Origin of the sequence: Citrobacter sp. wls827 (assembly GCF_005280875.1) — a bacterium.
GTDB classification, from domain to species: domain Bacteria; phylum Pseudomonadota; class Gammaproteobacteria; order Enterobacterales; family Enterobacteriaceae; genus Citrobacter; species Citrobacter youngae.
Genome location: NZ_SZWR01000012.1, coordinates 126,442 through 150,860 on the forward strand (window position 1 = coordinate 126,442; position 24,419 = coordinate 150,860).

Genomic DNA, 24,419 nt, shown 5'->3' on the forward strand with positions numbered 1-24,419 from the left:
CTTACAGTGCCAGTTCGCTATTCAGTACCAGTGCCAGTAACGCCTGGCGGGCGAAGATGCCGTTGCCAGCCTGCTGGAAATACCAGGCGTGCGGCGTCTTATCGACATCGGTGGTGATCTCATCGATGCGCGGCAGCGGATGCAGCACCTTCATGTTCTCTTTGGCTCCCGCCAGATCGCTGGCGCGCAGAACAAACTGTGCTTTCACGTTGGCGTATTCGGACGGGTCCAGACGCTCTTTTTGTACGCGGGTCATGTAGAGGATATCGACCTCCGCCATCACCTCTTCGATAGTGCCATGCAGGCTCCAGGCAATACCTTTTTCATTCAGCATATCCAGAATGTATTGCGGCATGGCCAGCGCGTCCGGGGCGATAAAGTAGAAGCGGTTACCTTCAAACTTCGCCAGCGCCTGGGTCAGGGAGTGGACGGTGCGGCCATATTTCAGGTCGCCCACCATGGCGATGTGCAGATTGTCCAGCCGACCCTGCGTTTCCTGAATGGTAAACAGATCCAGCAGCGTTTGGGTCGGGTGTTGGTTGGAGCCGTCGCCGGCGTTCAGTACCGGAACGTTACCGGAGAACTCCGTTGCCAGACGCGCAGCACCTTCCTGCGGGTGACGCATCACGATGGCGTCGACATAAGTGCTGATGACGGAAATGGTGTCGGCCAGCGTTTCGCCTTTTTTGCCAAGCGACGTGTTGCTGCTGTCAGAGAAACCTACCACGCTGGCGCCCAGGCGGTGCATCGAGGTTTCAAAGGATAAACGGGTGCGGGTTGACGCCTCAAAGAAGCAGCTGGCGATGACCTTATGCTTTAACAGCTCCGGCTGCGGGTTGGCTTTTAATTTCGCCGCCGTCGCGAGGACCAGATTGAGGTCGTCGCGGCTGAGGTCGTTTATGGAAATGATGTGTTTTTGATAGAGCGGGTTAGCCATGTTTATCTCCTGACGCCTGGGCAAAAAAAAAGCCCCTCAATTGAGGGGCTCGGAATGGATGATCAACGGAAAGAAAAACGGCAGGCCAGCGTCCTTTTTCAGACGCGGTAAGACAAAATGTCGTACACACTGAACCATACATCCTCCCGGCAAATTGTCCGCGATTATACTCAGCTCCGTTATGGGATCAAGCGAAAAATGCACGATTTATTCATCGCAAACGGTTCTTATGAATTTTAATTCATTTTAAATAGATAGTTAATCTGCTTATGCACCAGCCCCGTTCGCTGCACGACTCGCGGCGCAACCCAGACAATACTGCTGCCAGCGATGACACCCAGAATCTCTGGTAACGCGTGGTAATCGAGGATTCTGGCAACGGCACGGCCATAACCTGCTGCAGTGTGAATGAGGATAAACTCGCTATTGTGTTCCACGCTGACCACCATTTCAGCAATCGATCGGGCAGCATCAGGAGCGGGTCGCGATTGCGGATTTACAGAATAAATTTTTTGCCCTTTTGTATTTCTTATCTTTATAGCACCGAGCAGTTTCAACAGACGAGATACCGTTGACTGGCTAATCCCGGTAAAGCCATGCTGTTGTAGATCGCGGCGAAGCGCTTCCTGGGACAGGTAGCTTTTTTCAGTAATCAGGCGCTGACAAATCGCCAGCTGTTTCTGTTCTTTGGTCGAGTAATCATCGAATTCCTTCATAAAAACACCCTAAATTTATTATTTGTATCAATGCGATGGCGAAATTCACCACATTTGCTATATCAATAACGGCTCAAACGGGCGGTTGTGCAGAAAAACGAGAGCACGCTCAAAAAAGCCGTCGGGAGCCGACGGCCAAAACGGCTACAGCATTGCGCCGATACTCAGGACGACCATGTTCAGCACCGTCAGAATCAGCAGCAGCGGGGCGACCCATTTCAGGTAGCGCACATAAGGAACGCGAGCGATGGCCAACCCGCCCATCACGACGGCTGAAGTGGGGGTGATCAGATTCACAATGCCAGAAGCGGATTGGTACGCAGTAACGACCAGATCCCTTTGCACATGGGCGAAGTCGGCCAGCGGGGCCATAATGGGCATCGTGAGCACCGCCAGACCAGACGAGGAAGGGACCAGGAAGGAGAGCAATACTTCCAGCCAGTAGGTCACATTGATGAAAATGGTGGTGGAAAGACCGGAGACTAAATTTTCGGCGCTGTGCAGAATGGTGTGGGTAATCATACCGTTATCCATCACCACGACGATACCGCGTGCAATGCCGATAATCAGCGCCACGCCGAGCAGATCCCGCGCACCGTCAATGAAGGTACTGGTGAAGGCTTCTTCACTCATGCGGGCAATCACGCCGACGATAATCGCAGAAGCCAGAAAGACTGCGGATATTTCTGCCATCCACCATCCGAGTACCGCGACGCCATAAATCATTACCGCAAAGGCGGCGGCGAATATCAGCAGGATCCACTTACACGTAGCTGTGAATTCAAGGTTAGCGTTGCCGCGATTGCCGAGGAAATGCGCGCGGTTTTCCTCCATTTTATCCGCCACAATCGACAACTCCGGGTGATTGCGAACTTTGCGCGCATAACGCATGACCCACACTACGCAGATAACATAGCCGACGACCAGCAGCAGAATGCGCATCAACATTCCCTGGGTGAAGGGGATCCCGGCGGCGTTAGCCGCGATAACCGTTGCGAAAGGGTTGATTGTCGAACCGAGCGTGCCGATGCCTGCGCCGAGCAGAACGGTGGCGGCGGCAACCAACGGATCAAAGCGTGCGGCCATCATGACCGGAACCAGCAATGTGTAGAATGGGAGTGATTCCTCCGCCATCCCGTAAATCGTACCTCCGGCGGCGAAAAGTCCCATCAGAATGGGGATCATCCACTCTTCTTTGCCGTTCAGCCTGACCGTCACGCGTTCGATGCCTGCGTCGATGGCGCCCGTTTTGTTTACCACGCCGAGAAACCCACCGATGATCAGGACAAACAGCGCGACATCAATTGCGCCTGCGGTGTAGGTTTCGTGGTTATAAAGCCCGTCAATCGGTGCCAGCAGGACAGCGGTTATGCCTTGTGGATGCGCCTCGGTCGGGGCATAAGTACCGGCAACCGGCACTTCTTTGCCGAGGGTAGCATTCATCGCCATCTGGTATTTCCCTGCCGGGACAATCCAGGTCATAACGGCGACGAGAGCAATGAGAATAAACAGGATGGTATACGCGCTGGGAAATTTGAATTTGCCCATGATGTTCTCCGGATAGCTTGGGCATATGCCGCCAGGCGACACATGCCCGCAGGGGTTAGTCGCCGAGTGTCGCTACCATGACCGCTTTGATGGTATGCATCCGGTTTTCCGCTTCGTCGAAGACGATGGAATGCGCTGACTCGAATACCTCTTCCGTGACTTCAAGTCCTTTCAGACCGTAAGCCGCTTCGATTTCACGGCCCACTTTGGTGTGCTCATTATGAAAGGCGGGCAGGCAGTGCATGAATTTCACATTGGGATTGCCGGTCGCATTGATGACCTGCTGATTAATCTGGTAGGGCGTCATCAGGCTGACGCGTTCTGCCCACGCTTCTTTAGGTTCGCCCATCGAAACCCAGACATCGGTATAGAGGAAATCTACGTCGTATACCCCTTCCGCAACATCGTCCGTGAGCGTAATGCGTGCGCCCGTTACGCTGGCGATTTCGCGGCATTCGGCAACCAGCGCCTCGTCCGGCCAGAAGGACTTTGGCGCGACCAGACGAATATCCATCCCCATTTTCGCCGCGCCGACCATCAGCGAATTACCCATGTTGTTGCGGGCGTCACCGAGGTAAGCGAAGCTCAGCTCCGGCAAGGTTTTACCCGGCGCGTGTTCCAGCATGGTCATCAGATCCGCGAGGATCTGGGTGGGGTGGAATTCATTCGTTAGCCCGTTCCAGACCGGCACACCGGCGAATTGTCCCAGTTCTTCCACGATCTCCTGGCCGTAGCCGCGGTATTCGATGCCGTCATACATGCGACCCAACACGCGGGCGGAATCTTTCATCGACTCTTTATGGCCGATCTGCGATCCGCTTGGGCCGAGATAGGTCACCTGTGCGCCCTGATCGAAAGCGCCGACTTCAAAGGCGCAGCGGGTGCGAGTGGAGGTTTTTTCGAAGATCAGCGCGATATTTTTACCGACCAGCGTTTGCCTTTCGCGCCCGGCTTTTTTTGCCGTTTTTAACTCGATAGCCAGATCGATCAGGTACTGGATTTCTGCAGGGGTGTAGTCCAGCAGTTTGAGAAAATTGCGATTTTTCAGGTTAACAGTCATGAAAATGTCCTTATGTAGGCCGGATAAGGCGCAGCCGCCATCCGGCAAAAAAAGCCCTAAGCGTGAGCGTCGGTGGTTTCGAGACGAATGAGCGTGCCTTTGTCGCCGGCGAGAATGGCCGGACCGTCGGCCAGTGAACCGATGCCAGCAATCCCCCGACAGTGAGAGACGAATTCCGCGCAGGCGGTGACTTTGGGGCCCATTGAACCGGCGTCGAATTGCATTTCACCGAGCAGTTCCGGGGTGACCTGGGCCAGCGGGCGCTGGGTAGGTTTGCCCCAGTCGAGGTACACGGCGTCAGCATCGGTGAGGATCAACAACGCATCGGCATGGAGTTGGCGGGCGAGCAGGGCGGCGGAGAGATCCTTGTCGATCACTGCTTCAATGCCGTGGAAGCCATCGGCTTTTTCCACCACAGGTACGCCGCCACCGCCGTTGCAAATCACCAGATGATCGCGGGCGATCAATGTGCGAATAGCATCACTTTCAACGATACGTTTGGGTTGTGGAGAGGGCACAACGCGACGGAACGCTTTACCATCGGCTTTGAAAATCCAGCCCTTTTCCGCGTGTAGCGTTTTAGCCTGATCGTTGTCGTAAATCGGTCCGATATATTTGGTCGGATTACTGAAGGCTGGATCGTGGGCATCGACTTCAACCTGAGTCAGCAGGACGCTAATTTCACGTTGCGGCAGCTGGTTTTTCAGCGCTTGTTGCAGCATATAGCCAATCATTCCCTGACTTTCCGCACCGAGAATGTCGAGCGGATAAGGGGTAACGCGGTCATAAGCGCTGTTCTGTAACGCCAAAAGTCCAACCTGTGGGCCATTGCCATGCACAAGAATCACGCGCCATTGCTGCGTAAGCTGAGCGATAGTTTTTGCCGCCAGCTCAATATTCTTGCGCTGGATGTCAGCTTCCAGCGGTTCACCGCGTTTGAGCAGCGCATTGCCGCCCAACGCCACAACCAGAGTAGGTTTGTTTTCCATAACGTCTCCTTAAATACCGTCGCGTTCCAGTGGGCAGCTCATGCAGCGCGCGCCGCCGCGTCCGCGTCCCAGTTCGTCGCCAGGAATGGGTAAAACGGTGATACCGGCTTTGTCGTATTTTTCGTTGGTCCAGATGTTGCGCTCGTAACCCACCACCACGCCGGGGCGCAGCGTCAGGACGTTGTTGGCGTCGTTCCACTGTTCGCGTTCAGCTTCGAAGGCGTCGCCACCGGTGGTGATCAGCGTGATTTGGTCGAGGCCCAGCGCTTTTTCGAGGGCGTGTACCAGCGTGCTTTCCTGGGTGCGTTTCAGGCCGCCGCGCCCGTCTGGCGTCAGGGTCCAGCACTGGACATCCGGGCGTACCACTTCCGGGTAGACGGAGAAGGTATCGATATCGATGTGGGTCATGACGGTATCGAGGTGCATACAGGAGCGATGTTTCGGCAGTTCAACCGCGATGACGCGTTCAGCCTGGCGATGCTTAAACAGCGACTGGGCAAGGAACTCAATGCCCTGCGGCGTGGTGCGTTCCGACATACCGATGAGTACCGCGCCGCGACCAATCACCAGCACATCGCCACCTTCTAATGTGGCGTGGTCGTAATTAATATTTTCATCGCCGAAATATTTAATAAATTCACCATCGGCAAATTGTGGATGCCAACGGTAAATTGCTCGCAGGTTATTGGTTTCCCGCTGGCGTGCGGTTTTTGCCATCGGGTTAATGGATACACCGTTATATATCCAACAGGAGGTATCGCGAGTAAATAGGTGGTTGGGTAATGGCTTCATAATAAAGTCATTAATATCGTGAGTATCGACCACCATATTTTTGATGGAGGCAGGAATTTCCCCGTAGGTTAGCCCGCCGCTTAAATGCCGGGCGAGTTCCCGGTGCTGCATATCTGCAAGCCATGCGCGAATATCGGTAGCGAAAGCGGGGCCAAGGCGATAATCAGAGATTTGTGTCTCCAGCAGCCAACCTTTAGCATCCGGGACATCTAAGGTTTGTGTCAATAAATCAGTGAGTAACAGAACCTCAATCCCTTGCTGACGTAACGTGTTGGCGAAAATGTCATGCTCTTCTCCTGCACGTTCTACTGAAAGAACATCATCAAAAAGTAGTTCCTGACAATTTGATGGCGTCAGCCTTTTTAAGCTGAGGTTAGGGCGATGTAGCATTACGCTACGTAATTGACCGATTTCAGACCCGACATAATGCTTTTCCATCATTATTCCTTTAATACGATTTTAAAAAATAAAGAGGAGGTGCCTGCAAATAATATTTATTGCAGTCATGATTTTTCAGCTGATTTCAGAATCTATATTTAGATCTTATTTGATGAGGAAATGTGATTTATTTCACAGTCAGGTCGATGGTTGGCTTTTGTTGTTTAATTTATGAGATGGCTCTGAGAATTAACAAAATAAAAATGCGAATAATTGAATTACTACGCGGGAATATGTCTTGTTATTTATCGGTGTTAATTTTATGTATATGTTTAAAAGTGCTGCAATATAAGTAATGTATTGATTTGTTTGTGCTTTTTTATGTGTAATGAATTATTATGCGAATTTATGATTTTATTATTTGCACTGTAAGGCTTATTTCAAAATAAATATGATGATGAAGAAGGATAGTGAAGGAGATGTGAACTGTGATCGATGGCTGGTTTTTCTAACAAAGTTTTTAAGAACAGTGGGTTACTGATTGGATTGAAAAAGGGTGGCCGAAATTTATGCAGAGTTTATGCATAACCTGTTGCTGAGAGTTAGCAATTATTTAACATCATCAGCGATAAACATGCGTTGACGCAAAATATCAGCAAATAGCAGTGGTATGGCAGGCGGTTTTTTCGTATAACAACAAAAATGAAACGTTGTTTTAATTGAGGGGTTTGAGATGATTGTCGGCAATATTCACAACCTGGATGCCTGGCTGCCGGAAGAGCTGCGTCAGGCAATTGAACACATTAAAGCGCATGTGACGGATGCGACGGAAAAAGGTAAGCACGACATTGACGGCGATCGCCTGTTTTATCTGATTGCCGAAGATATGACGGAGCCGTTTGCACAGCGCCGCGCCGAGTATCACGCCCGCTATCTGGATATTCAGATCCTGCTCAAAGGCCAGGAAGGAATGACCTTCAGCACGCAGCCTGCGGGCGCGCCGGAAACTGACTGGCTGGCGGATAAAGATATCGCCTTCCTGCCGGAAGGGGTACAGGAGAAAACGGTGGTGCTGAACGAAGGTGATTTCGTGGTGTTCTATCCGGGTGAAGTGCATAAACCGCTGTGCGCGGTCGGCGCTCCGGCACTGGTACGCAAAGCTGTGGTGAAAATGCGGGTAGCATAAGCGTATTTGCCGGGGGCGGCTGCGGCTTACCCGGCTTACGGGAGCACGGTTGTAGGCCGGATAAGATGCTTAGCATCGCCATCCGGCATTCTTTTCATCCATGCCCTCACTTCGCCAGCGTCGCCACCATCACCGCTTTGATGGTGTGCATCCGGTTTTCCGCCTGATCAAATACGATACTGGCGGGTGATTCAAAGACCTCATCAGTCACTTCCATACCGCCGTGCAGACCATATTCCTGTGCCATTTGTTTGCCAAGCGTGGTTTGATCGTCATGAAACGCGGGCAGACAGTGCAGGAATTTCACCTGTGGATTGCCGGTCAACGCCATCATCGTGCTATTAACCTGGTACTTACGCAGCAGCGCAATACGTTCGGCCCACTTCTCTTTTGCTTCGCCCATTGATACCCAGACGTCGGTATAGATAAAGTCCGCACCTTTCACGCCCGCGGCGACATCTTCGGTCAGCGTAATATTGCCGCCGTTTTTCAGCGCCAGCGCTTTGCACTCCGCCACCAGGCTCTCTTCAGGCCAGCATGCCTGCGGCGCAACCAGGCGCAGATCCAGCCCGGTTAACGCAGCGGCTTCCAGCATGGAATTGCCCATATTGTTGCGGGCATCACCGGTGTAGACCAGCGTCATCTCATTAAACGCTTTACCCGGCAGGTGTTCCTGCATAGTTAACAGATCCGCCAGCAGCTGGGTAGGATGAAACTCGTTGGTTAATCCGTTCCACACTGGAACTCCGGCATATTCCGCCAGCGTCTCGACAATCTCCTGGCCGTGGCCCCGATACTGAATACCGTCGTACATGCGGCCGAGCACGCGGGCGGTGTCTTTGATCGACTCTTTATGGCCAATCTGGCTGCCGCTTGGCCCGAGATACGTCACGCGCGCGCCCTGATCGTATGCGGCAACTTCGAAAGAGCAACGGGTGCGGGTTGAGTCTTTTTCGAAGATGAGCGCGATGTTTTTACCGGTGAGTTTAGCGACCTCAGTACCGTTGTTCTTATCCGCCTTAAGCTGCGCGGCGAGCTGGAGCAGTGACGTGAGTTCAGCAGAGGTGAAATCAAGCAGTTTCAAAAAGTGCTTCTGATAAAACGCAGACATGGTTCCCTCACATGGCTTAGGCCATTTATTGAATTAAAATTCAATTTATATGGATGTTTATTCATTTGCAACCTTGTTTAACAAATCTTTCCTGGAAAGGTGGAGGCAATGACAGCGGTATGTGACAATAAGAGTATCGGCAGGACATTATGAGGAACGAGCCATGGCAAACCCGGAACTACTGGAAGAACAGCGTGAAGAAACGCGCTTGATTATTGAAGAGTTACTCGAAGATGGCAGCGATCCAGACGCGCTGTACACCATTGAGCATCACCTTTCCGCGGATGACTTCGAAACCCTGGAAAAAGCGGCAGTAGAAGCCTTCAAGCTGGGTTATGAAGTGACCGAGCCGGAAGAGCTGGAAGTGGAAGAAGGCGACACGGTTATTTGCTGTGACATCCTGAGCGAATGTGCACTGAATGCGGAGTTGATCGATGCTCAGGTTGAGCAGCTGATGAACCTGGCTGAAAAATATGATGTGGAATACGACGGTTGGGGCACCTATTTTGAAGACCCGAACGGCGAAGAAGGTGAAGACGGCGACGATGAAGATCTCGTCGACGAAGATGATGACGGCGTGCGTCACTAAGTCATCTACTGACCTGCGGTAGCCCAGGCTGCCGCAGGCCAAGGACAATGTATGGATTACCTGCAAATACTCTCCCCGATCCACAATTTCCTGCACTGTAAAACGCCCCAGGCCTGGCTTGATAAAGCGCGAGACCCGGCTAATCTGCCTCTGTTATTGACCGACCACCTCGTCTGTGAGCTGAAAGCGGCGCAAACGGCGATGCTGTTGGTGCGTAAATATGTCGCAGATAAACAGGGATCGCAGGCGCTGCTGGACTGGCTGAAACCCTATGAGGCCTTCGCGTTCAGAGATGGAGAGGAACCTGATTTCATTGCACTGAATAAACAGATAAGCAAAAGTGTGATGCCGCAGACCGACGATCCGTGGGGGCGCAAGCTTATCGACAGCATGGTGTTGCTGATCAAAGAAGAGCTGCATCACTTCTGGCAGGTACGCGAGGCGATGATGAGCCGCGACATACCCTACATCAAAATTACTGCCAGCCGTTACGCCAAAGGTATGCTCAAAGAGGTTCGTACCCACGAACCATTAACGCTGATTGATAAGCTGATTTGCGGCGCATATATTGAAGCGCGGTCCTGTGAACGGTTCGCCGCGCTGGCACCGTATCTGGATGACGATCTGCAGGCGTTTTATCTGTCGCTGCTGCGATCCGAGGCGCGGCACTATCAGGATTACCTGGCGCTGGCGCAGCAGGTTTCTGCTGACGATATCAGTAGCCGGGTGCGATTCTTTGGTGAAGTGGAAGCGTCGCTGATCCTGTCTCCTGATGATGAATTCCGCTTTCACAGCGGCGTTCCTGCTTAGCCTCCTTCTCTGACGCGCGGCAGACATTTCCGCGCGGTTTAACCCTTCCTGTTGCTTGTTAGCAAAATCTGGTGGCTGGCAATCGCTTGCTGCTGCCGTAATAATCAAAACGCGCGAAGGGGAAATATATCCCCAGAACAGAGACGATTTATCATAAGGATGGTTAATGAACTGGGCACACGTATTGTTGGCGGGTTATATCGGGGCGGTGATTGCTATCGTCGTCGGCATGTTTCGCAAAAAAGGCTGGCTGGGTAAGGTCTCCGGCGCGGTGGTTTTTGTGGTGGCGATTGTTGCGTGGAATTTGTTTGATGTGCACTACCTGATCCCACGCGAAAGCCCGGATTATGGTCTGACGGATGCGCAGAAATTTGAAAACGCGATGCTGTCCATGCCTGTTTATCAGGTGCTTAAGGAGCAGGAGCCAGCGCTGTGGCAGAACATCCTCACCCAGGCAACGCAGCTGAAGGAGGCGGGGAAAAGCGAGCAACAGATTATCGACGCTATTCAGCCGCAGATCCTACAGGTACAGATGGCGCGTTTGCAGCAGGCGCCTGATGCCAACGTGATCGAGTATATGAAGATTAATCTCGAGCAGATTGCCGCGGTGGCAAAAGTGGGCAATGACGAATGTTTTCGCTTTTTATTCCCGGCAGTGAAAGGCGGGATTAACCCGGTGCGTATTATTCCGCGCGAGCTCATGAACCGTCGTATGGCCAGCGACATGAGTATGATGCACGCGGCCTATGGCCCGAACAAACATACGGTTACGGCGGAAGAAAAACAGTTGGCACTTCAGGATCTGCAATCCATCAGTCCGGGGCTGGTACAGCGCTTTGGACCGGATATCCAAATCATGGCCGATCCGAGTAAAGGCGTGGGCAAAGAGAAAGTCGCCTGTGAAATGGTGCAAGATTTATGGTCACAGGTGCTGAAGCTGCCAACCGCTCGCGCGGCTGGCGTTATTCGACTGATGCTCTCAGCCGAGATGCAGTAACGCGGTTAAAGCCTCTCGGCGTAAGGTCAGAGGGGCTTTAACATTCGCACTTCACAATCTACGTGCCCGGTACAGCCCAGCGCTTCGCTGATATGCTCAAAGCCTAAATGCTCATACAGGCGAATTGCCTCAGTCAGAAAAGCCGTGGTCTCAAGATAGCACTGCTTAAAACCTTGCTCACGGGCATGTTCAAGCGCCATCAGCGCCAGTTTTTTCGCCAGCCCCTGACCGCGCGCGCTCGACAGGAAGTACATCTTTTGCAGCTCACAAATGTCTGGTTCACTACATCCTAACGGTGCAACACCGCCGCCGCCCACGACTTCACCGTTTTGCTCAACCACCCAGTAGGCCGCGCCCGGCTGGCTGTAAACCTGGAACAATTCGTCCAGATTAGGGTCGGCAACGGTGTAGCCTTTATCGGCGGTCAGGCCGTATTCAGCGGAAACTTTGCGGATAACGCGGGCAATTGCGGCGTTATCATCGGCAGAAATTCGGCGCAGCGTTGCCGCGACGGAGGTTATGGCACTCATAGCGAACTCATGACAAAAAAGTGGGACATATGCAGTTAATACCACTGCGATGAGGGGAAGCGCAAGCGAGGATAATTCAAGAAAAAGCCTCTGAGCGAGAACGCCAGAGGCTTTATCGGGTTCACGAGCTGTCGGTTGCTTATCCGACCTACGTTGACGGTGCCCGTAGGCCGGAAAAGCGCAAGCGCCATCCGGCAAACGTATGGGCACGATTTTTACAGCGCGGCGATAACTGCCTGCTGCTCAATCAGCTTCGCTTTGGCTTCCGCGTAACCGTCCAGCTTCTCACGCTCTTTGGCGATCACCGCTTCCGGTGCGCGGGCAACGAAGCCTTCGTTGGAGAGTTTGCCTTCGATACGGGCAATCTCACCTTCGATTTTCGCGACTTCTTTCGCCAGACGCGCCAGTTCATCTTCTTTGTTGATGAGACCTGCCATTGGGATCAGCAGCTCGGCGCCGTCGATGATTTTGGTCACCGAAACCGGACCTTTGTCATCGGCAGGCAGCACGGTGATGCTTTCCAGACGCGCCAGGTTCAGCAGGAAGCTCTTGTTGTCGTTGACACGACGCATCGCATCCGCGCTGCAACCACGCAGCAGCAGCTCCAGCGGTTTGCCTGGGGCAATGTTCATTTCCGCGCGGATGTTACGTACGGCAACGATCGCCTGCTTCAGCCATTCGGTATCAGCCAGTGCCGCTTCATCAACCTGAGCCGCGTTATATTCCGGGAACGGCTGCAGCATGATGGTATCTGCGGTGTTGCCACAAATCACTTTCACGCGCTGCCAGATGGTTTCGGTGATGAACGGGATGATCGGGTGCGCCAGGCGCAGCAGGCCTTCCAGCACGGTCACCAGCGTATTACGGGTGCCGCGCAGTTCAGCATCAGTTCCTCCGGTCATGACCGGCTTGGTCAGCTCCAGATACCAGTCGCAGAACTGGTTCCAGGTGAACTCGTACAGAATGCCCGCGGCGATATCGAAGCGGAAGTTATCCAGCGCTTCGCGGTACGCTTTGATGGTCTGGTTGAATTCAGCGAGGATCCAGCGGTCGGCCAGAGACAGGGTCATTTCGCCGCCGTTGAAGCCGCAATCCTGATCTTCGGTGTTCATCAGCACGAAGCGGCTGGCGTTCCACAGCTTGTTACAGAAGTTACGGTAACCTTCCAGACGCTTCATATCCCAGTTGATGTCGCGGCCGGTAGAGGCCAGCGCCGCCAGGGTGAAACGCAGGGCATCGGTGCCGTGCGGCTCGATGCCGTTCGGGAACTGCTTCTCGGTGCGCTTGGCGATCTTCTCGGCCAGCTGCGGCTGCATCATGTTGCCGGTACGTTTTTCCAGCAGCTCCGGCAGCGAGATACCGTCGACCATATCCAGCGGGTCAATCACGTTGCCCTTGGATTTGGACATCTTCTGGCCTTCGTCGTCACGGATCAGACCGGTCATGTAGACGGTATGGAACGGAACCTGCGGCTTGCCGTTTTCATCTTTGATGAAGTGCATGGTCATCATGATCATGCGGGCAATCCAGAAGAAGATGATGTCGAAGCCGGAAACCATCACGCTGGTGGGGTGGAACTGACGCAGCGCGTCGGTGTTTTCCGGCCAGCCGAGGGTAGAGAAGGTCCACAGCGCGGAGGAGAACCAGGTATCCAGAACGTCTTCGTCCTGACGAAGCTGAACGTCGGCGCCGAGGTTGTTTTCCTGACGCACTTCATCTTCGGTACGGCCAACGTAGACGTTGCCGTCGTTGTCATACCATGCCGGGATACGGTGACCCCACCACAGCTGACGGGAGATACACCAGTCCTGAATATCGCGCATCCAGGAGAAGTACATGTTTTCGTACTGCTTCGGTACGAACTGGATGTCGCCGTTCTCAACCGCTTCAACCGCCGGTTTTGCCAGCACGTCGGCACGGACGTACCACTGGTCGGTCAGCATCGGTTCGATAACCACGCCGCCACGGTCGCCGTAAGGAACGGTCAGATCGTGAGGTTTGATCTCTTCCAGCAGGCCCATCGCATCGATGGCAGCGACGATCGCTTTACGCGCGGCAAAGCGTTCCAGCTTCTGGAATTCAGCCGGGATAGCGTTGGAGTAAACGTCAGACTCTTCACCTTTGGTGTCATACACTTCCGCGGTTTCGCGGATGTCGCCATCAAAGGTCAGAATGTTAATCATTGGCAGGGCGTGACGACGGCCGACTTCATAGTCGTTAAAGTCGTGCGCAGGGGTGATCTTCACGCAGCCGGTGCCTTTTTCCATATCGGCGTGTTCGTCGCCCACGATAGGAATACGGCGGTCAACCAGCGGCAGCATGACGAATTTGCCGATCAGATCTTTATAACGTGGATCTTCCGGGTTCACGGCCACGCCGGTGTCGCCCAGAATGGTTTCCGGACGGGTGGTCGCCACGACCAGGTAATCTTTACCGTCTGCGGTTTTCGCGCCGTCGGCCAGCGGATAGCGGATGTGCCACATCGAGCCTTTAGACTCGCGGTTTTCCACTTCCAGGTCAGAAATAGCGGTGCGCAGTTTCGGGTCCCAGTTGACCAGACGCTTGCCACGGTAAATCAGGTCTTCTTTGTACAGGCGAACGAAGACTTCTTTCACGGCATTGGAAAGGCCTTCGTCCATGGTGAAGCGCTCGCGCTCCCAGTCAACGGAGTTGCCGAGACGGCGCATCTGACGGGTAATGGTGCCGCCGGATTCCGCTTTCCACTGCCAAATTTTGTCGATAAACGCTTCGCGACCGTAGTCGTGACGGGTTTTACCTTCTTCAGCGGCAATCTTACGTTCAACCACCATCTGGGTAGCGATACCCGCGTGGTCGGTACCGGCCTGCCACAGGGTGTTTTTGCCCTGCATGCGCTGGTAGCGAATCATGGTATCCATGATGGTTTGCTGGAAAGCATGACCCATATGCAAACTGCCGGTGACGTTCGGCGGCGGGATCATGATGCAGAAGGACTCTTTGCTTTCATCGCCGTTAGGTTTGAAATAGCCCTGCTTTTCCCAGTGCTCGTAAAGCGGCTGTTCGATATCTTGTGGGTTGTATGTCTTTTCCATTATTTCCAGGTTGCCGTATTCAGGTTAAAACCAGCCACGCGGTAAGCTTTGTAGCGATCGCGTGCCGATTGTTTCAAAGAATCTTCGTAAGGAACGAAGTCTATCACTTCTGTGAAAGCGGTGGCAAAATCTGCAAAGCCAACGCGTAAACTGATGAGCAGGTCGCGCGGGCTGCTGTTGCGTTTTTCCGGCCAGGCAATCTCTACCGGGGCGCCGCCTCTGGGGCCTTCACCCGCCAGATTATGTGGAACAAAGCTTTCTGCCGGTCTTGCCCACAGGGCTTCATCCAGTTGCAGAGCCTGCTTTTCGTTTTCACAGGCGATCAGCACGCGCTTGCCAGCCCGCCAACGTTCTGCGGCAATTTCACACACCAGTTGTTCAACGGCGCTGAGGCCGTCGATGGTGTTGTCATTGTCCAGAATATAAAAGGTCGCATTCCTCATATCTATACCCGTCGTCTTTCAAGTTGCCTCATTGTTGGCTGCCTTCACGCACCCCAGTCACATAGTAAACTATGCTCCTGGGGATTTGCTCAGTTGCCGCCGCGATGCAACTCGAAATCCATAGGGTATAGAATTCTTATTGCTCGATCTTGTAGGCCGGAAAAGCGCAGCGCCATCCGGCAATCATGCAAACTACTCTTCGCCGTTAAAACCGGCACGATTGAGCAGGAACTGCGACAGCAGCGCCACCGGACGACCAGTTGCGCCTTTGGCTTTCCCGGAACGCCATGCGGTGCCGGCGATGTCCAGGTGCGCCCAGTTATACTTACGGGTAAAGCGCGACAGGAAGCAGCCTGCGGTAATGGCGCCACCAGGACGTCCGCCAATGTTCGCCATATCCGCAAAGTTGGACTCCAGCTGTTCCTGGAACTCATCACCCAGCGGCAGACGCCATGCGCGATCGCCAGCCTGCTCGGACGCGCCGATCAGCTCATGCGCCAGCGGGTTGTGGTTCGACATCAGGCCGGTGATGTGATGGCCCAGCGCAATCACGCACGCGCCGGTCAGGGTCGCGACGTCAATCACCGCTTCCGGCTCAAAGCGTTCGACGTAGGTTAACACGTCGCACAGCACCAGACGGCCTTCGGCGTCGGTATTGAGCACTTCAACGGTCTGCCCGGACATAGTGGTCAGCACATCGCCCGGGCGATACGCGCGGCCACCCGGCATGTTTTCGCAGCCCGCCAGTACGCCGACGACGTTGATGGGTAGTTGAAGCTCGGCCACCATGCGCATTACGCCGTACACTGCCGCCGCGCCGCACATGTCGTACTTCATCTCATCCATGCCTTCGGCAGGTTTGATGGAGATACCGCCGGAGTCGAAGGTTAACCCTTTACCGACCAGCACAATCGGACGCGCGTCTTCGGACGGATTGCCTTTGTACTCGATGACCGACATCAGTGACTCGTTCTGCGAGCCGTGGCCGACGGCGAGATAAGAGTGCATACCCAGCTCTTTCATCTGCTGCTCGCCGATCACGCGGGTCACAACATTTTTGCTGTAGCTGTCTGCCAGCTGACGCGCCTGAGAAGCCAGATAGGCGGCGTTACAAATATTTGGCGGCATATTGCCGAGATCTTTCGCCGCTTTAATACCGGCGGCGATCGCCAGACCATGCTGAATAGCACGCTCGCCGCTGGTCAGCTCACGGCGGGTCGGTACGTTGAAGACCATTTTACGCAGCGGGCGGCGCGGCTCGCTTTTGTTGGTCTTCAACTGGTCAAAGCTGTACAGCGTTTCCTGGGCCGTCTCAACGGCCTGGCGCACTTTCCAGTAGTTATTACGCCCTTTGACGTGCAGCTCAGTCAGGAAGCAGACGGCTTCCATTGAGCCAGTATCATTCAGCGTATTGATGGTTTTCTGAATGACCTGCTTGTACTGGCGCTCATCAAGTTCACGCTCTTTGCCACAACCAATAAGGAGAATTCGCTCAGACAGAACGTTAGGAACATGGTGCAGCAACAGGGTTTGACCCGGTTTGCCTTCCAGTTCGCCACGACGCAGCAGTGCGCTGATGTACCCGTCGCTGATCTTGTCGAGCTGCTCTGCAATCGGAGAGAGGCGGCGTGGTTCAAAGACACCCACGACGATGCACGCACTCCGCTGTTTCTCCGGGCTACCGCTTTTTACACTGAACTCCATGCACTACGCTCCTGAATCTTAAAGACAACAGCGGTGGCTACGGATAGAATTGCAAGCTTTCGTAACTCATACCCGCTGTTGCGGTGACTTCGTGTTAATCTTAACGTTATTACGGCATTGGCACGTCAGAACAATTTCTGAGAGGTGGATCCGTTGAGTATAATGATCTTAGCGACGATTTCGACGACTCAAGAGAATAAATGACGTTTAAGCCATGAAACAAGCTAAATTCCGGCAAAAGACGGGTTTTTACGGGCGTATTTAAAGTGATAATCATAAGATATCTGGTTCGGGAAACGCTCAAAAGCCAACTTGCGATCCTATTCATCCTGCTTTTGATCTTCTTTTGTCAAAAGTTAGTCAGGATCCTGGGTGCGGCTGTTGACGGTGATATCCCGGCGAATCTGGTGCTCTCGCTGCTGGGGCTGGGCGTGCCAGAAATGGCGCAACTTATCTTGCCCTTAAGCCTCTTCCTTGGGCTGCTAATGACGCTGGGCAAACTGTATACCGAAAGTGAAATTACGGTCATGCACGCCTGCGGGCTGAGCAAGGCTGTGCTGGTAAAAGCGGCGATGGTGCTGGCGTTGTTTACCAGTATCGTTGCGGCAGTCAACGTAATGTGGGCCGGACCGTGGTCCTCCCGGCATCAGGATGAAGTGCTGGCGGAAGCAAAAGCGAACCCCGGCATGGCGGCGCTTGCTCAAGGGCAATTCCAGCAGGCAACGAACGGCAGTTCGGTGTTGTTTATCGAAAGTGTTGATGGTAGCAGCTTCAAAGATGTGTTCCTCGCGCAAATCCGCCCGAAAGGTAACGCCCGTCCTTCGGTGGTTGTGGCTGATTCCGGACATCTGACTCAGTTGCGTGACGGCTCTCAGGTCGTGGTGCTGAACAAAGGTACGCGTTTTGAAGGGACCGCGCTGCTGCGCGATTTCCGCATTACCGATTTCCAGGACTACCAGGCGATTATCGGCCATCAGGCCGTGGCGCTGGATCCCAATGATACCGACCAGATGGATATGCGCACACTGTGGAATACCGACAACGCTCGGGCCCGTGCGGAGCTGCACTGGCGTATCACATTGGTATTCACCGTATTTATGATGGCGCTGATGGTTGTCCCGCTGAGCGTGGTTAACCCGCGTCAGGGTCGCGTGCTGTCCATGCTGCCAGCCATGCTGCTCTATTTGCTGTTCTTCCTGGTGCAGACGTCGCTGAAGTCGAACGGTGGCAAAGGTAAACTGGATCCGGTGTTCTGGATGTGGGTGGTAAACCTGGCCTATCTGGCGCTGGCGATTGTGCTTAACCTCTGGGATACGGTGCCGATGCGCCGCTTGCGTGCCCGTTTTATGCGTAAAGGAGCGGTATAATGCAGCCCTTTGGTGTACTTGACCGCTATATCGGTAAAACCATTTTTACCACTATCATGATGACGTTGTTCATGCTGGTGTCGCTCTCCGGGATCATCAAGTTTGTCGACCAGCTGAAAAAAGCCGGGCAGGGGAGCTACGATGCGATGGGCGCCGGGCTGTATACCCTGCTCAGCGCACCGAAAGATATCCAGATCTTTTTCCCGATGGCGGCGCTGCTGGGTGCGTTGTTGGGGCTGGGCATGTTGGCCCAGCGCAGTGAACTGGTGGTGATGCAGGCTTCCGGCTTTACCCGTATGCAGGTAGCGTTGTCGGTGATGAAAACCGCGATTCCGCTGGTGCTGCTGACGATGGCCATCGGGGAATGGGTGGCACCGCAGGGTGAACAGATGGCGCGTAACTACCGTGCGCAGCAGATGTACGGCGGCTCGCTGCTCTCTACCCAGCAAGGACTGTGGGCGAAAGATGGCGACAGCTTTGTTTACATCGAGCGAGTGAAAGGGGACGCCGAATTAGGCGGAATCAGCATTTACGCCTTTAACGACAAGCGTCGTTTGCAGTCCGTTCGCTATGCCGCCAGCGCGACGTTTGACCCGGAGCAGAAGGTCTGGCGTTTGTCGCAGGTGGATGAGTCCAACCTGACCGACCCGAAACAAATTACCGGTTCGCAGACGGTGAGCGGCACCTGGAAAACCAACCTTACGCCCGACAAGCTCGGCGTCGTGGCGTTGGATCCTGACGCGCTGTCGATTAGTGGTCTGCATAATTACGTGAAGTACCTGAAGTCGAGCGGCCAGGACGCCGGACGCTACCAGCTCAATATGTGGAGCAAAGTGTTCCAGCCGCTGTCAGTGGCGGTCATGATGCTGATGGCGCTGTCATTTATCTTCGGCCCGCTGCGTAGCGTGCCGATGGGTGTGCGTGTGGTGACGGGGATTAGCTTCGGTTTTGTGTTCTATGTGCTGGACCAAATCTTTGGCCCGCTGACGCTGGTGTACGGCATTCCGCCGATTATCGGCGCGCTGCTGCCAAGTGCCAGCTTCCTGCTGATTAGTCTGTGGCTGATGCTGCGTAGGTCGTAATCACAGTAAAGCGCAGTGCCTGATGGCGCTGCGCTTATCAGGCCTACCAGGGCCCGTAGGCCGGATAAGGCGTTTACGCCGCCATCCGGCACAGTAACACGGATACTAGCGTTTTCTCCCGCCCATCAAACTCCCCAACATGCCGCGGATTATCTGATTAGTGACCTGTCGCGCCGCGCTTTTCGCCACGCTCTGTACCACGCCATCGCGCTTGCCGCCGCGCGGTCCTGTGCTGCCAAACAAAATATCCTTCAACCCACCGAGAATACCGTCGTCAACCTCGACCGCTTTACCGTTGGCGGGAGGCGTATTTTGCTTCTCGGTGCTGGCTTGCACGCCTTGCTGTAAACGCTCATAGGCGGATTCGCGGTCGACCTCTTCCTCATATTTTCCGTACAGCGAAGAGTGATTAATCAGCCCGTTGCGCTCATCGTCGGTTACCGGCCCCATACGGGAGCAGGGCGCAATCACCATTGCCCGCTCCACCACCGACGGGCTGCCTTTGGCGTCCAGAAACGACACCAGCGCCTCGCCGGTGCCCAGTTCCTGAATGGCTTTCTCGGTATCAAACGCCGGGTTGGCGCGCATAGTTTGCGCCGCGCTTTTCACCGCTTTCTGATCTTTCGGCGTGAACGCGCGCAGGGCGTGCTGCACGCGGTTACCCAACTGGCCAAGCACGTTGTCCGGAATATCCGACGGGTTTTGCGAGACGAACCACACGCCGACCCCTTTCGAGCGGATCAGGCGGATCACCTGTTCGATTTTATCCAGCAGCACCTGCGGGGCATCGTTGAACAGCAGATGCGCTTCATCAAAGAAAAACACCAGTTTGGGTTTCTCCAGATCGCCTGCTTCCGGCAACTGTTCGTACAGTTCGGAGAGCATCCACAGCAGGCTGGCGGCGTACAGTTTGGGCATCTGGTAGAGCTTCTCGGCGCTGAGGATGTTGATCATCCCTTTGCCGCTGGCGTCGGTTCGCATCCAGTCTTTGATATCCAGCATCGGTTCGCCAAAGAAGTGCGCCGCGCCCTGTTGTTCCAGTGACAACAGTCCGCGCTGGATAGCGCCCACCGAGGCGCTACTGATGTTGCCGTACTGGTTCTGGAACGATTTAGCGTTATCGCCGATGTACTGCGTAATGGCCCGCAGATCTTTGAAATCCAGCAGCAACAGACCCTGGTCATCGGCAATACGGAAGATAATATCCAGCACGCCGGACTGCACGTCGTTGAGATTCAGCAGACGAGCCAGCAGCAGCGGCCCGAGATCAGATACCGTGGCCCGCACCGGGTGACCCTTTTCGCCAAAGATATCCCACACGGTGACCGGATTGGCATGCGGTTGCCAGTCGGTAATGCCGATGTTTTTCAGGCGGGCGAGCAGCTTTTCAGAGGATTGGCCTTCCTCGGCTACGCCGGTTAAGTCACCTTTCACATCGGCCATAAATACCGGTACGCCAATCCCGGACAGCGATTCGGCAAGCTTTTGTAACGTGACGGTTTTGCCGGTCCCGGTCGCTCCGGTAATCAGCCCGTGACGGTTGGCCATGCCTGGCAGTAAAAACAGTTCAGTGTCCGGCGTGCGGGCAATTAGCAGGGGTGCGCTCATTGAGATTTCCTCCATTTATCCTGCCTGGAGTATAGGCAATGTCCATCAAAGAGAGTATGCGATGGCGAGAGAAAATGACTTAAAGCGTATTGCCGTGATAAATCTGATACCCAAGATCCACGGTGTTGTGGTTATGGTCGTTGTTCTTGATTTTGCTCAGCAACATCTGCGCCGCCATGCGGCCAATGTCAAAACGCGGGGTGATCACGCTGGCGAGGCTTGGGATCATCTGCCTGCCCATTTCCAGCCCGTGAAAACCGGCAATTGAGATCTGCTCCGGAACGGCCAGCTCGCGCTCGCGGCACAGCAGCAGCGCGCCCATCGCAATATCGTCGTTGGTGCAAAACACGCCGTCTACATCCGGATGCGCAGCCAGCGCGTCCCGCATCATCTGGGTGCCAAGATGAATGGACGAAATAGCGCGCGGATTGACGCGCAGCGGCACCAGACCTCGACGCGTCATGGCATCGCAGTAGCCGCGATAGCGTTGTTCATCGCGGACGTCGTCTTTCGAACCGAGATAGAGGATTTTGCGCCGCTGACGTTTATCCAGCATCGTGCTGACCATATCAAACGCCGCCTGACGGTTATCGAAACCTACTTCCATGTCCAGACGATCGCCCTGAATATCCATCAGCTCGACCACCGGAATGTTGGCTGAACGCAGAAATTTAACTGTGCGCAGAGTGTGATATTTCTCGGACAAAATAATGCCGTCGATATTGTACGACAGCAGGTTAATCACCGACTCTTCCTCTGATTCCCGGTCGTAATTGTAGTTGGCGATCAGCGTCTGATAGTTATGGTCCGAGGTGACTGACTCAATACCGGCCAGAATATCTGCGAACAACTGGTTTTGAAACGAGGGGATCAGCACGCCGAGCGTGTAGCTTTGCGCGTTCAGCAGCATCGCGGGCGCGCGGTTGGGGATGTAATTAATCTCCTCCATAATCTGCGCGATGCGTTCACCGGTTTCCTTTGCGACCTTTTTCGGCGAGCGAATGTAGCGGCTCACCGTCATTTTGGTCACGCCCGCCAGCGTGGCGATGTCTTGCAAAGAAATTCTGTGGTTCCTCATTTTCTCTCCAGTGCCGGGGAGCGCAGACCTGTGCTCCCCGGTGATGACCGTCTTAATGCAGGATGGCGTTCAGCGCCAGAACCCCCAGCAGCCCCATAATGGAAATCAGTGTCTCCATGACCGTCCATGTGCGCAACGTTTCCCCCACGCTGAGATTAAAATAGCCTTTAAACAGCCAGAATCCCGGATCGTTAACGTGGGAGGCAATCACGCTGCCCGCGCCGGTCGCCAGCACCATCAGCGCCGGGTCGGCATGCGTGACGTTGATAATCGGCAGCACCACGCCTGCGGTGGTGATCGCCGCCACGGTGGCTGAACCGAGCGCGATGCGCAGCAAGGCGGCAACCGTCCAGCACATCAGCAACGGAGAAAGCGACGTGCCGGTCATCAGGTGCGAGATATATTGCCCCACGCCGCTGTCGACCAGAACCTGCTTAAACGCGCCGCCCCCGGCGATGATAAACACAATCATCGCGATTGCGCCGATAGAGTCGCCAATGATATCCATAATTTGCTCGATCGTACGCCCGTTACGTCGACCAAGGGTAAAAATGGCGAGCACGATAGCGATAAACAACGCGACCGCAGGGTTACCGATAAACTCAAAGAACACCCGCACGCTGTTGGTCTTTGGCAGCGTAATTTCGCACACGGCGGCGACCGCCATCAGTATGACCGGGATAACCGCCGCAAAGATACTGTTCCAGAACGACGGCATCTCTTCTTCGGTGAACAGATGCGGGTTGAATAACCCTTCCGGCGGCGCTTTCTCAAAGCGGGTCAGCAGCTTAGAAAACAGCGGCCCGGCGACAATCACCGTCGGGATAGTAATAATAAAGCCGTACAGCAGGGTGGTGCCGAGATTGGCCTCAAAAATGGTGGCAATCGCGGTCGGCCCCGGATGCGGCGGCAGAAAACAGTGGGTCACGGACAGCGCGGCGACCATCGGTACGCCAACATACAGCAGCGGCAGGCCGGACGAGGCCACCACCGTAAACACCAGCGGTAGCAGCAGAACAAAGCCGACTTCGAAGAACATCGCCAGGCCGACAACCAGACCGGTGATCACCAGCGCCCACTGCACGCGCTTTTTACCGAATGTGCCAATCAGCGTGGTGGCGATGCGCTGAGCCGCGCCGGTATCGGAAATCAGCTTGCCGAGCATTGCGCCGAAGCCGAGGATCATCGCCAGCCCGCCAAGCGTGCCACCGATCCCGTTTTGTATTGAGTGCAGAACGGCCTGTGCATCCATCCCTTCGGCAAAACCAACGACCGCCGCCACCAGGACCAGAGCAATAAAGCCGTTAACTTTAAAGCCAATCATCAGGACCAGGAGCAGCGCGACGCCTGCCGCAATTATTATTAATGGCATAATCGTTTCTCTTATATCCCCGTCATCCTTCAAGCTGCAGGTGTGTTGGCTGCAACTCGAATTATTCAGGGGGGAGCCAAAAATGCAGCGCCTGGGCGCTGCGTGATGTTGCGTTGTGTGGTATCAGACGGCGACCAGCATGCCGCCATCGACAAACAACAGGTGCCCGTTAACAAAATCGGATGCTTTAGAAGAGAGGAATACCGCCGCGCCGATCAACTCCTGCGGATCGCCCCAGCGCGCGGCTGGCGTACGTTTGCATAGCCAGGAGGTGAAGGCTTCATCCTCTACCAGCGCTTTGGTCATTTCGGTTTTGAAGTAGCCCGGCGCGATCCCGTTGACCTGGATATTGTGGCGTGCCAGCTCAACACACATCCCGCGGGTAAGCATTTTTACCGCGCCTTTGGAGGCGGCGTACGGCGTGATGGTGTCGCGGCCCAGTTCGCTCTGCATGGAGCAGATGTTGATGACCTTTCCGGCCTGACGTTCCACCATGCGACGCGTTACCGCCTGGGAGACCAGGAATACCGCCGTCTGGTTAACGGCAATCACATCGTTCCAGTCCTGCTCCGGGAACTCGGTAAACGGATGGCGACGCTGGATACCGGCGTTATTCACCAGCACATCAATTTGGCCAATGTCTTTTTCGATATGGTCGATGGCGGCGTCAATGTCCTGTTTATGCGTAACATTGAACGGCGCGGCCACGGCGCGGATCCCTTCCTGCTGCAGTTTGGCGACGGCGGCCTCCGCGCGCTCCGGCGTAATGTCATTGACGATAATCTGCGCGCCATATTTACCCAGCCCGGTCGCCAGTAAATAACCAATACCCTGGGCCGAACCGGTGATCAGAATATTTTTGCCGTCCAGTGAAAAAAGATCGTTCATCATTCTATTCCTTATTTCATGTCTTCGAAAACGAGCTGGACTTTCGCCGCCTGGGTTTTATCCCCGGCGAAGATCAGCGCCTGTTCAAGCTCGGTAAAGGGATATTCAGCGCTGAGTAACGGCAGCGGATCGATAACGTTATTCGCCAGCCACGACACCGCGG

24 protein-coding genes and 1 pseudogene are annotated in these 24,419 nt (G+C 54.5%); 8 read left to right on the plus strand and 17 right to left on the minus strand.

Features of this window, described 5'->3' with window-relative positions:
- Position 1: 1 nt before the first annotated feature.
- Positions 2-937 (minus strand): aspartate carbamoyltransferase, encoded by a 936-nt coding sequence (gene pyrB, locus FDX03_RS07490; protein ID WP_061067131.1) that lies wholly within the window; start codon positions 935-937, stop codon positions 2-4.
- 36 nt (positions 938-973) lie between these two features.
- Positions 974-1,075 (minus strand): pyr operon leader peptide, encoded by a 102-nt coding sequence (pyrL, locus tag FDX03_RS07500; protein ID WP_016155570.1) that lies wholly within the window; start codon positions 1,073-1,075, stop codon positions 974-976.
- Here pyrL and FDX03_RS07505 point away from each other — a divergent pair.
- A complete protein-coding gene (locus FDX03_RS07505) occupies positions 1,055-1,177 on the plus strand; it encodes a hypothetical protein (protein ID WP_086523826.1) in 123 nt (40 codons plus the stop codon). The two genes, pyrL and FDX03_RS07505, sit on opposite strands and share 21 nt — an antisense overlap.
- Here the strand turns inward: FDX03_RS07505 and FDX03_RS07510 are convergent.
- From FDX03_RS07510 to arcA, 5 genes are all read right to left on the minus strand, one after another.
- Complete coding sequence (locus tag FDX03_RS07510) at positions 1,174-1,653, minus strand: arginine repressor (RefSeq protein ID WP_043018242.1); 480 nt, start codon at positions 1,651-1,653, stop codon at positions 1,174-1,176. The two genes, FDX03_RS07505 and FDX03_RS07510, sit on opposite strands and share 4 nt — an antisense overlap.
- Positions 1,654-1,797: 144 nt before the next feature.
- Complete coding sequence (locus FDX03_RS07515) at positions 1,798-3,201, minus strand: YfcC family protein (protein WP_137345727.1); 1,404 nt, start codon at positions 3,199-3,201, stop codon at positions 1,798-1,800.
- A gap of 55 nt (positions 3,202-3,256) precedes the next feature.
- A complete protein-coding gene (gene argF, locus FDX03_RS07520) occupies positions 3,257-4,261 on the minus strand; it encodes an ornithine carbamoyltransferase (protein WP_137345728.1) in 1,005 nt (334 codons plus the stop codon).
- Between the two features lie 56 nt (positions 4,262-4,317).
- On the minus strand, positions 4,318-5,250 hold the full coding sequence (gene arcC, locus FDX03_RS07525; protein ID WP_048212833.1) for a carbamate kinase: 933 nt from the start codon (positions 5,248-5,250) through the stop codon (positions 4,318-4,320).
- Between the two features lie 9 nt (positions 5,251-5,259).
- Positions 5,260-6,480, minus strand: a complete 1,221-nt coding sequence (gene arcA / locus FDX03_RS07530) for an arginine deiminase (RefSeq protein WP_048212832.1) — start codon at positions 6,478-6,480, stop codon at positions 5,260-5,262.
- 673 nt (positions 6,481-7,153) lie between these two features.
- Between arcA and FDX03_RS07535 the strand changes: the two genes are divergently transcribed.
- The gene (locus FDX03_RS07535) at positions 7,154-7,606 is read left to right on the plus strand and encodes a YhcH/YjgK/YiaL family protein (protein ID WP_008786059.1); all 453 of its coding nucleotides are present in this window, start codon (positions 7,154-7,156) and stop codon (positions 7,604-7,606) included.
- Between the two features lie 106 nt (positions 7,607-7,712).
- Here the strand turns inward: FDX03_RS07535 and argF (FDX03_RS07540) are convergent, their stop codons facing one another.
- Positions 7,713-8,717, minus strand: a complete 1,005-nt coding sequence (gene argF, locus FDX03_RS07540; protein ID WP_048212831.1) for an ornithine carbamoyltransferase — start codon at positions 8,715-8,717, stop codon at positions 7,713-7,715.
- 163 nt (positions 8,718-8,880) lie between these two features.
- Here argF (FDX03_RS07540) and rraB point away from each other — a divergent pair, with 163 nt between their 5' ends.
- From rraB to FDX03_RS07555, 3 genes are all read left to right on the plus strand, one after another.
- Entirely contained in the window at positions 8,881-9,306 is a 426-nt protein-coding gene (gene rraB, locus FDX03_RS07545; protein ID WP_003025845.1) for a ribonuclease E inhibitor RraB, read from the plus strand.
- A 51-nt stretch (positions 9,307-9,357) separates the two neighbouring features.
- Positions 9,358-10,116 carry a tRNA isopentenyl-2-thiomethyl-A-37 hydroxylase MiaE gene (gene miaE / locus FDX03_RS07550; RefSeq protein ID WP_137345729.1) on the plus strand — a complete coding sequence of 253 codons (759 nt, stop codon included), beginning with the start codon at positions 9,358-9,360 and terminating at the stop codon, positions 10,114-10,116.
- A 166-nt stretch (positions 10,117-10,282) separates the two neighbouring features.
- On the plus strand, positions 10,283-11,113 hold the full coding sequence (locus FDX03_RS07555) for a topoisomerase II (protein WP_115601071.1): 831 nt from the start codon (positions 10,283-10,285) through the stop codon (positions 11,111-11,113).
- Positions 11,114-11,139: 26 nt separating this feature from the next.
- Here FDX03_RS07555 and FDX03_RS07560 read toward each other — a convergent pair whose 3' ends face one another.
- From FDX03_RS07560 to pepA, 4 genes are all read right to left on the minus strand, one after another.
- Positions 11,140-11,643, minus strand: a complete 504-nt coding sequence (locus FDX03_RS07560) for a GNAT family N-acetyltransferase (protein ID WP_003025856.1) — start codon at positions 11,641-11,643, stop codon at positions 11,140-11,142.
- A 215-nt stretch (positions 11,644-11,858) separates the two neighbouring features.
- Positions 11,859-14,714, minus strand: coding sequence for a valine--tRNA ligase (locus tag FDX03_RS07565; protein WP_115601069.1), 2,856 nt, complete (start codon positions 14,712-14,714; stop codon positions 11,859-11,861).
- On the minus strand, positions 14,714-15,157 hold the full coding sequence (gene holC, locus FDX03_RS07570) for a DNA polymerase III subunit chi (RefSeq protein ID WP_137345730.1): 444 nt from the start codon (positions 15,155-15,157) through the stop codon (positions 14,714-14,716). The genes FDX03_RS07565 and holC overlap by 1 nt, the downstream gene beginning before the upstream one ends.
- A gap of 192 nt (positions 15,158-15,349) precedes the next feature.
- Positions 15,350-16,861 (minus strand): leucyl aminopeptidase, encoded by a 1,512-nt coding sequence (gene pepA, locus FDX03_RS07575; RefSeq protein WP_005134172.1) that lies wholly within the window; start codon positions 16,859-16,861, stop codon positions 15,350-15,352.
- A 153-nt stretch (positions 16,862-17,014) separates the two neighbouring features.
- Between pepA and FDX03_RS22805 the strand changes: the two genes are divergently transcribed.
- The 3 genes from FDX03_RS22805 to lptG all read left to right on the plus strand — a co-directional run bounded on the left by FDX03_RS22805 (position 17,015) and on the right by lptG (position 19,310).
- Entirely contained in the window at positions 17,015-17,065 is a 51-nt protein-coding gene (locus FDX03_RS22805; RefSeq protein WP_212723231.1) for a hypothetical protein, read from the plus strand.
- A 62-nt stretch (positions 17,066-17,127) separates the two neighbouring features.
- Positions 17,128-18,228 carry an LPS export ABC transporter permease LptF gene (gene lptF / locus FDX03_RS07580; RefSeq protein ID WP_048212825.1) on the plus strand — a complete coding sequence of 367 codons (1,101 nt, stop codon included), beginning with the start codon at positions 17,128-17,130 and terminating at the stop codon, positions 18,226-18,228.
- Complete coding sequence (gene lptG / locus FDX03_RS07585) at positions 18,228-19,310, plus strand: LPS export ABC transporter permease LptG (protein ID WP_048212824.1); 1,083 nt, start codon at positions 18,228-18,230, stop codon at positions 19,308-19,310. Before lptF ends, lptG begins: the two co-directional genes overlap by 1 nt.
- Positions 19,311-19,415: 105 nt before the next feature.
- On the opposite strand, the gene FDX03_RS07590 is transcribed toward lptG, so the two are convergent.
- From FDX03_RS07590 to FDX03_RS23160, 5 genes and pseudogenes are all read right to left on the minus strand, one after another.
- On the minus strand, positions 19,416-20,918 hold the full coding sequence (locus FDX03_RS07590; protein ID WP_101743091.1) for a helicase HerA-like C-terminal domain-containing protein: 1,503 nt from the start codon (positions 20,916-20,918) through the stop codon (positions 19,416-19,418).
- 79 nt (positions 20,919-20,997) lie between these two features.
- On the minus strand, positions 20,998-21,996 hold the full coding sequence (locus FDX03_RS07595; RefSeq protein WP_048212823.1) for a LacI family DNA-binding transcriptional regulator: 999 nt from the start codon (positions 21,994-21,996) through the stop codon (positions 20,998-21,000).
- A gap of 52 nt (positions 21,997-22,048) precedes the next feature.
- Entirely contained in the window at positions 22,049-23,368 is a 1,320-nt protein-coding gene (idnT, locus tag FDX03_RS07600; protein WP_016155581.1) for a gnt-II system L-idonate transporter, read from the minus strand.
- Positions 23,369-23,491: 123 nt separating this feature from the next.
- On the minus strand, positions 23,492-24,256 hold the full coding sequence (idnO, locus tag FDX03_RS07605; RefSeq protein WP_048212822.1) for a gluconate 5-dehydrogenase: 765 nt from the start codon (positions 24,254-24,256) through the stop codon (positions 23,492-23,494).
- Positions 24,257-24,267: 11 nt separating this feature from the next.
- Positions 24,268-24,419, minus strand: a pseudogene (locus FDX03_RS23160) (L-idonate 5-dehydrogenase); the annotation flags it as partial.

Excerpts from the sequence above, each read along its gene's own strand:
- pepA (WP_005134172.1), bottom strand. The coding sequence starts at position 16,861 with ATGGAGTTCAGTGTAAAAAGCGGTAGCCCGGAGAAACAGCGGAGTGCG.
- FDX03_RS07510 (WP_043018242.1), bottom strand. The coding sequence starts at position 1,653 with ATGAAGGAATTCGATGATTACTCGACCAAAGAACAGAAACAGCTGGCG.
- pyrB (WP_061067131.1), bottom strand. The coding sequence starts at position 937 with ATGGCTAACCCGCTCTATCAAAAACACATCATTTCCATAAACGACCTC.
- argF (WP_137345728.1), bottom strand. The coding sequence starts at position 4,261 with ATGACTGTTAACCTGAAAAATCGCAATTTTCTCAAACTGCTGGACTAC.
- FDX03_RS07515 (WP_137345727.1), bottom strand. The coding sequence starts at position 3,201 with ATGGGCAAATTCAAATTTCCCAGCGCGTATACCATCCTGTTTATTCTC.
- lptG (WP_048212824.1), top strand. The coding sequence starts at position 18,228 with ATGCAGCCCTTTGGTGTACTTGACCGCTATATCGGTAAAACCATTTTT.
- FDX03_RS07560 (WP_003025856.1), bottom strand. The coding sequence starts at position 11,643 with ATGAGTGCCATAACCTCCGTCGCGGCAACGCTGCGCCGAATTTCTGCC.
- FDX03_RS07505 (WP_086523826.1), top strand. The coding sequence starts at position 1,055 with ATGTCGTACACACTGAACCATACATCCTCCCGGCAAATTGTCCGCGAT.
- FDX03_RS07590 (WP_101743091.1), bottom strand. The coding sequence starts at position 20,918 with ATGAGCGCACCCCTGCTAATTGCCCGCACGCCGGACACTGAACTGTTT.
- arcC (WP_048212833.1), bottom strand. The coding sequence starts at position 5,250 with ATGGAAAACAAACCTACTCTGGTTGTGGCGTTGGGCGGCAATGCGCTG.
- rraB (WP_003025845.1), top strand. The coding sequence starts at position 8,881 with ATGGCAAACCCGGAACTACTGGAAGAACAGCGTGAAGAAACGCGCTTG.
- miaE (WP_137345729.1), top strand. The coding sequence starts at position 9,358 with ATGGATTACCTGCAAATACTCTCCCCGATCCACAATTTCCTGCACTGT.
- idnT (WP_016155581.1), bottom strand. The coding sequence starts at position 23,368 with ATGCCATTAATAATAATTGCGGCAGGCGTCGCGCTGCTCCTGGTCCTG.
- FDX03_RS07555 (WP_115601071.1), top strand. The coding sequence starts at position 10,283 with ATGAACTGGGCACACGTATTGTTGGCGGGTTATATCGGGGCGGTGATT.
- argF (WP_048212831.1), bottom strand. The coding sequence starts at position 8,717 with ATGTCTGCGTTTTATCAGAAGCACTTTTTGAAACTGCTTGATTTCACC.
- FDX03_RS07535 (WP_008786059.1), top strand. The coding sequence starts at position 7,154 with ATGATTGTCGGCAATATTCACAACCTGGATGCCTGGCTGCCGGAAGAG.
- holC (WP_137345730.1), bottom strand. The coding sequence starts at position 15,157 with ATGAGGAATGCGACCTTTTATATTCTGGACAATGACAACACCATCGAC.
- FDX03_RS07595 (WP_048212823.1), bottom strand. The coding sequence starts at position 21,996 with ATGAGGAACCACAGAATTTCTTTGCAAGACATCGCCACGCTGGCGGGC.
- idnO (WP_048212822.1), bottom strand. The coding sequence starts at position 24,256 with ATGAACGATCTTTTTTCACTGGACGGCAAAAATATTCTGATCACCGGT.
- pyrL (WP_016155570.1), bottom strand. The coding sequence starts at position 1,075 with ATGGTTCAGTGTGTACGACATTTTGTCTTACCGCGTCTGAAAAAGGAC.
- arcA (WP_048212832.1), bottom strand. The coding sequence starts at position 6,480 with ATGGAAAAGCATTATGTCGGGTCTGAAATCGGTCAATTACGTAGCGTA.
- FDX03_RS07565 (WP_115601069.1), bottom strand. The coding sequence starts at position 14,714 with ATGGAAAAGACATACAACCCACAAGATATCGAACAGCCGCTTTACGAG.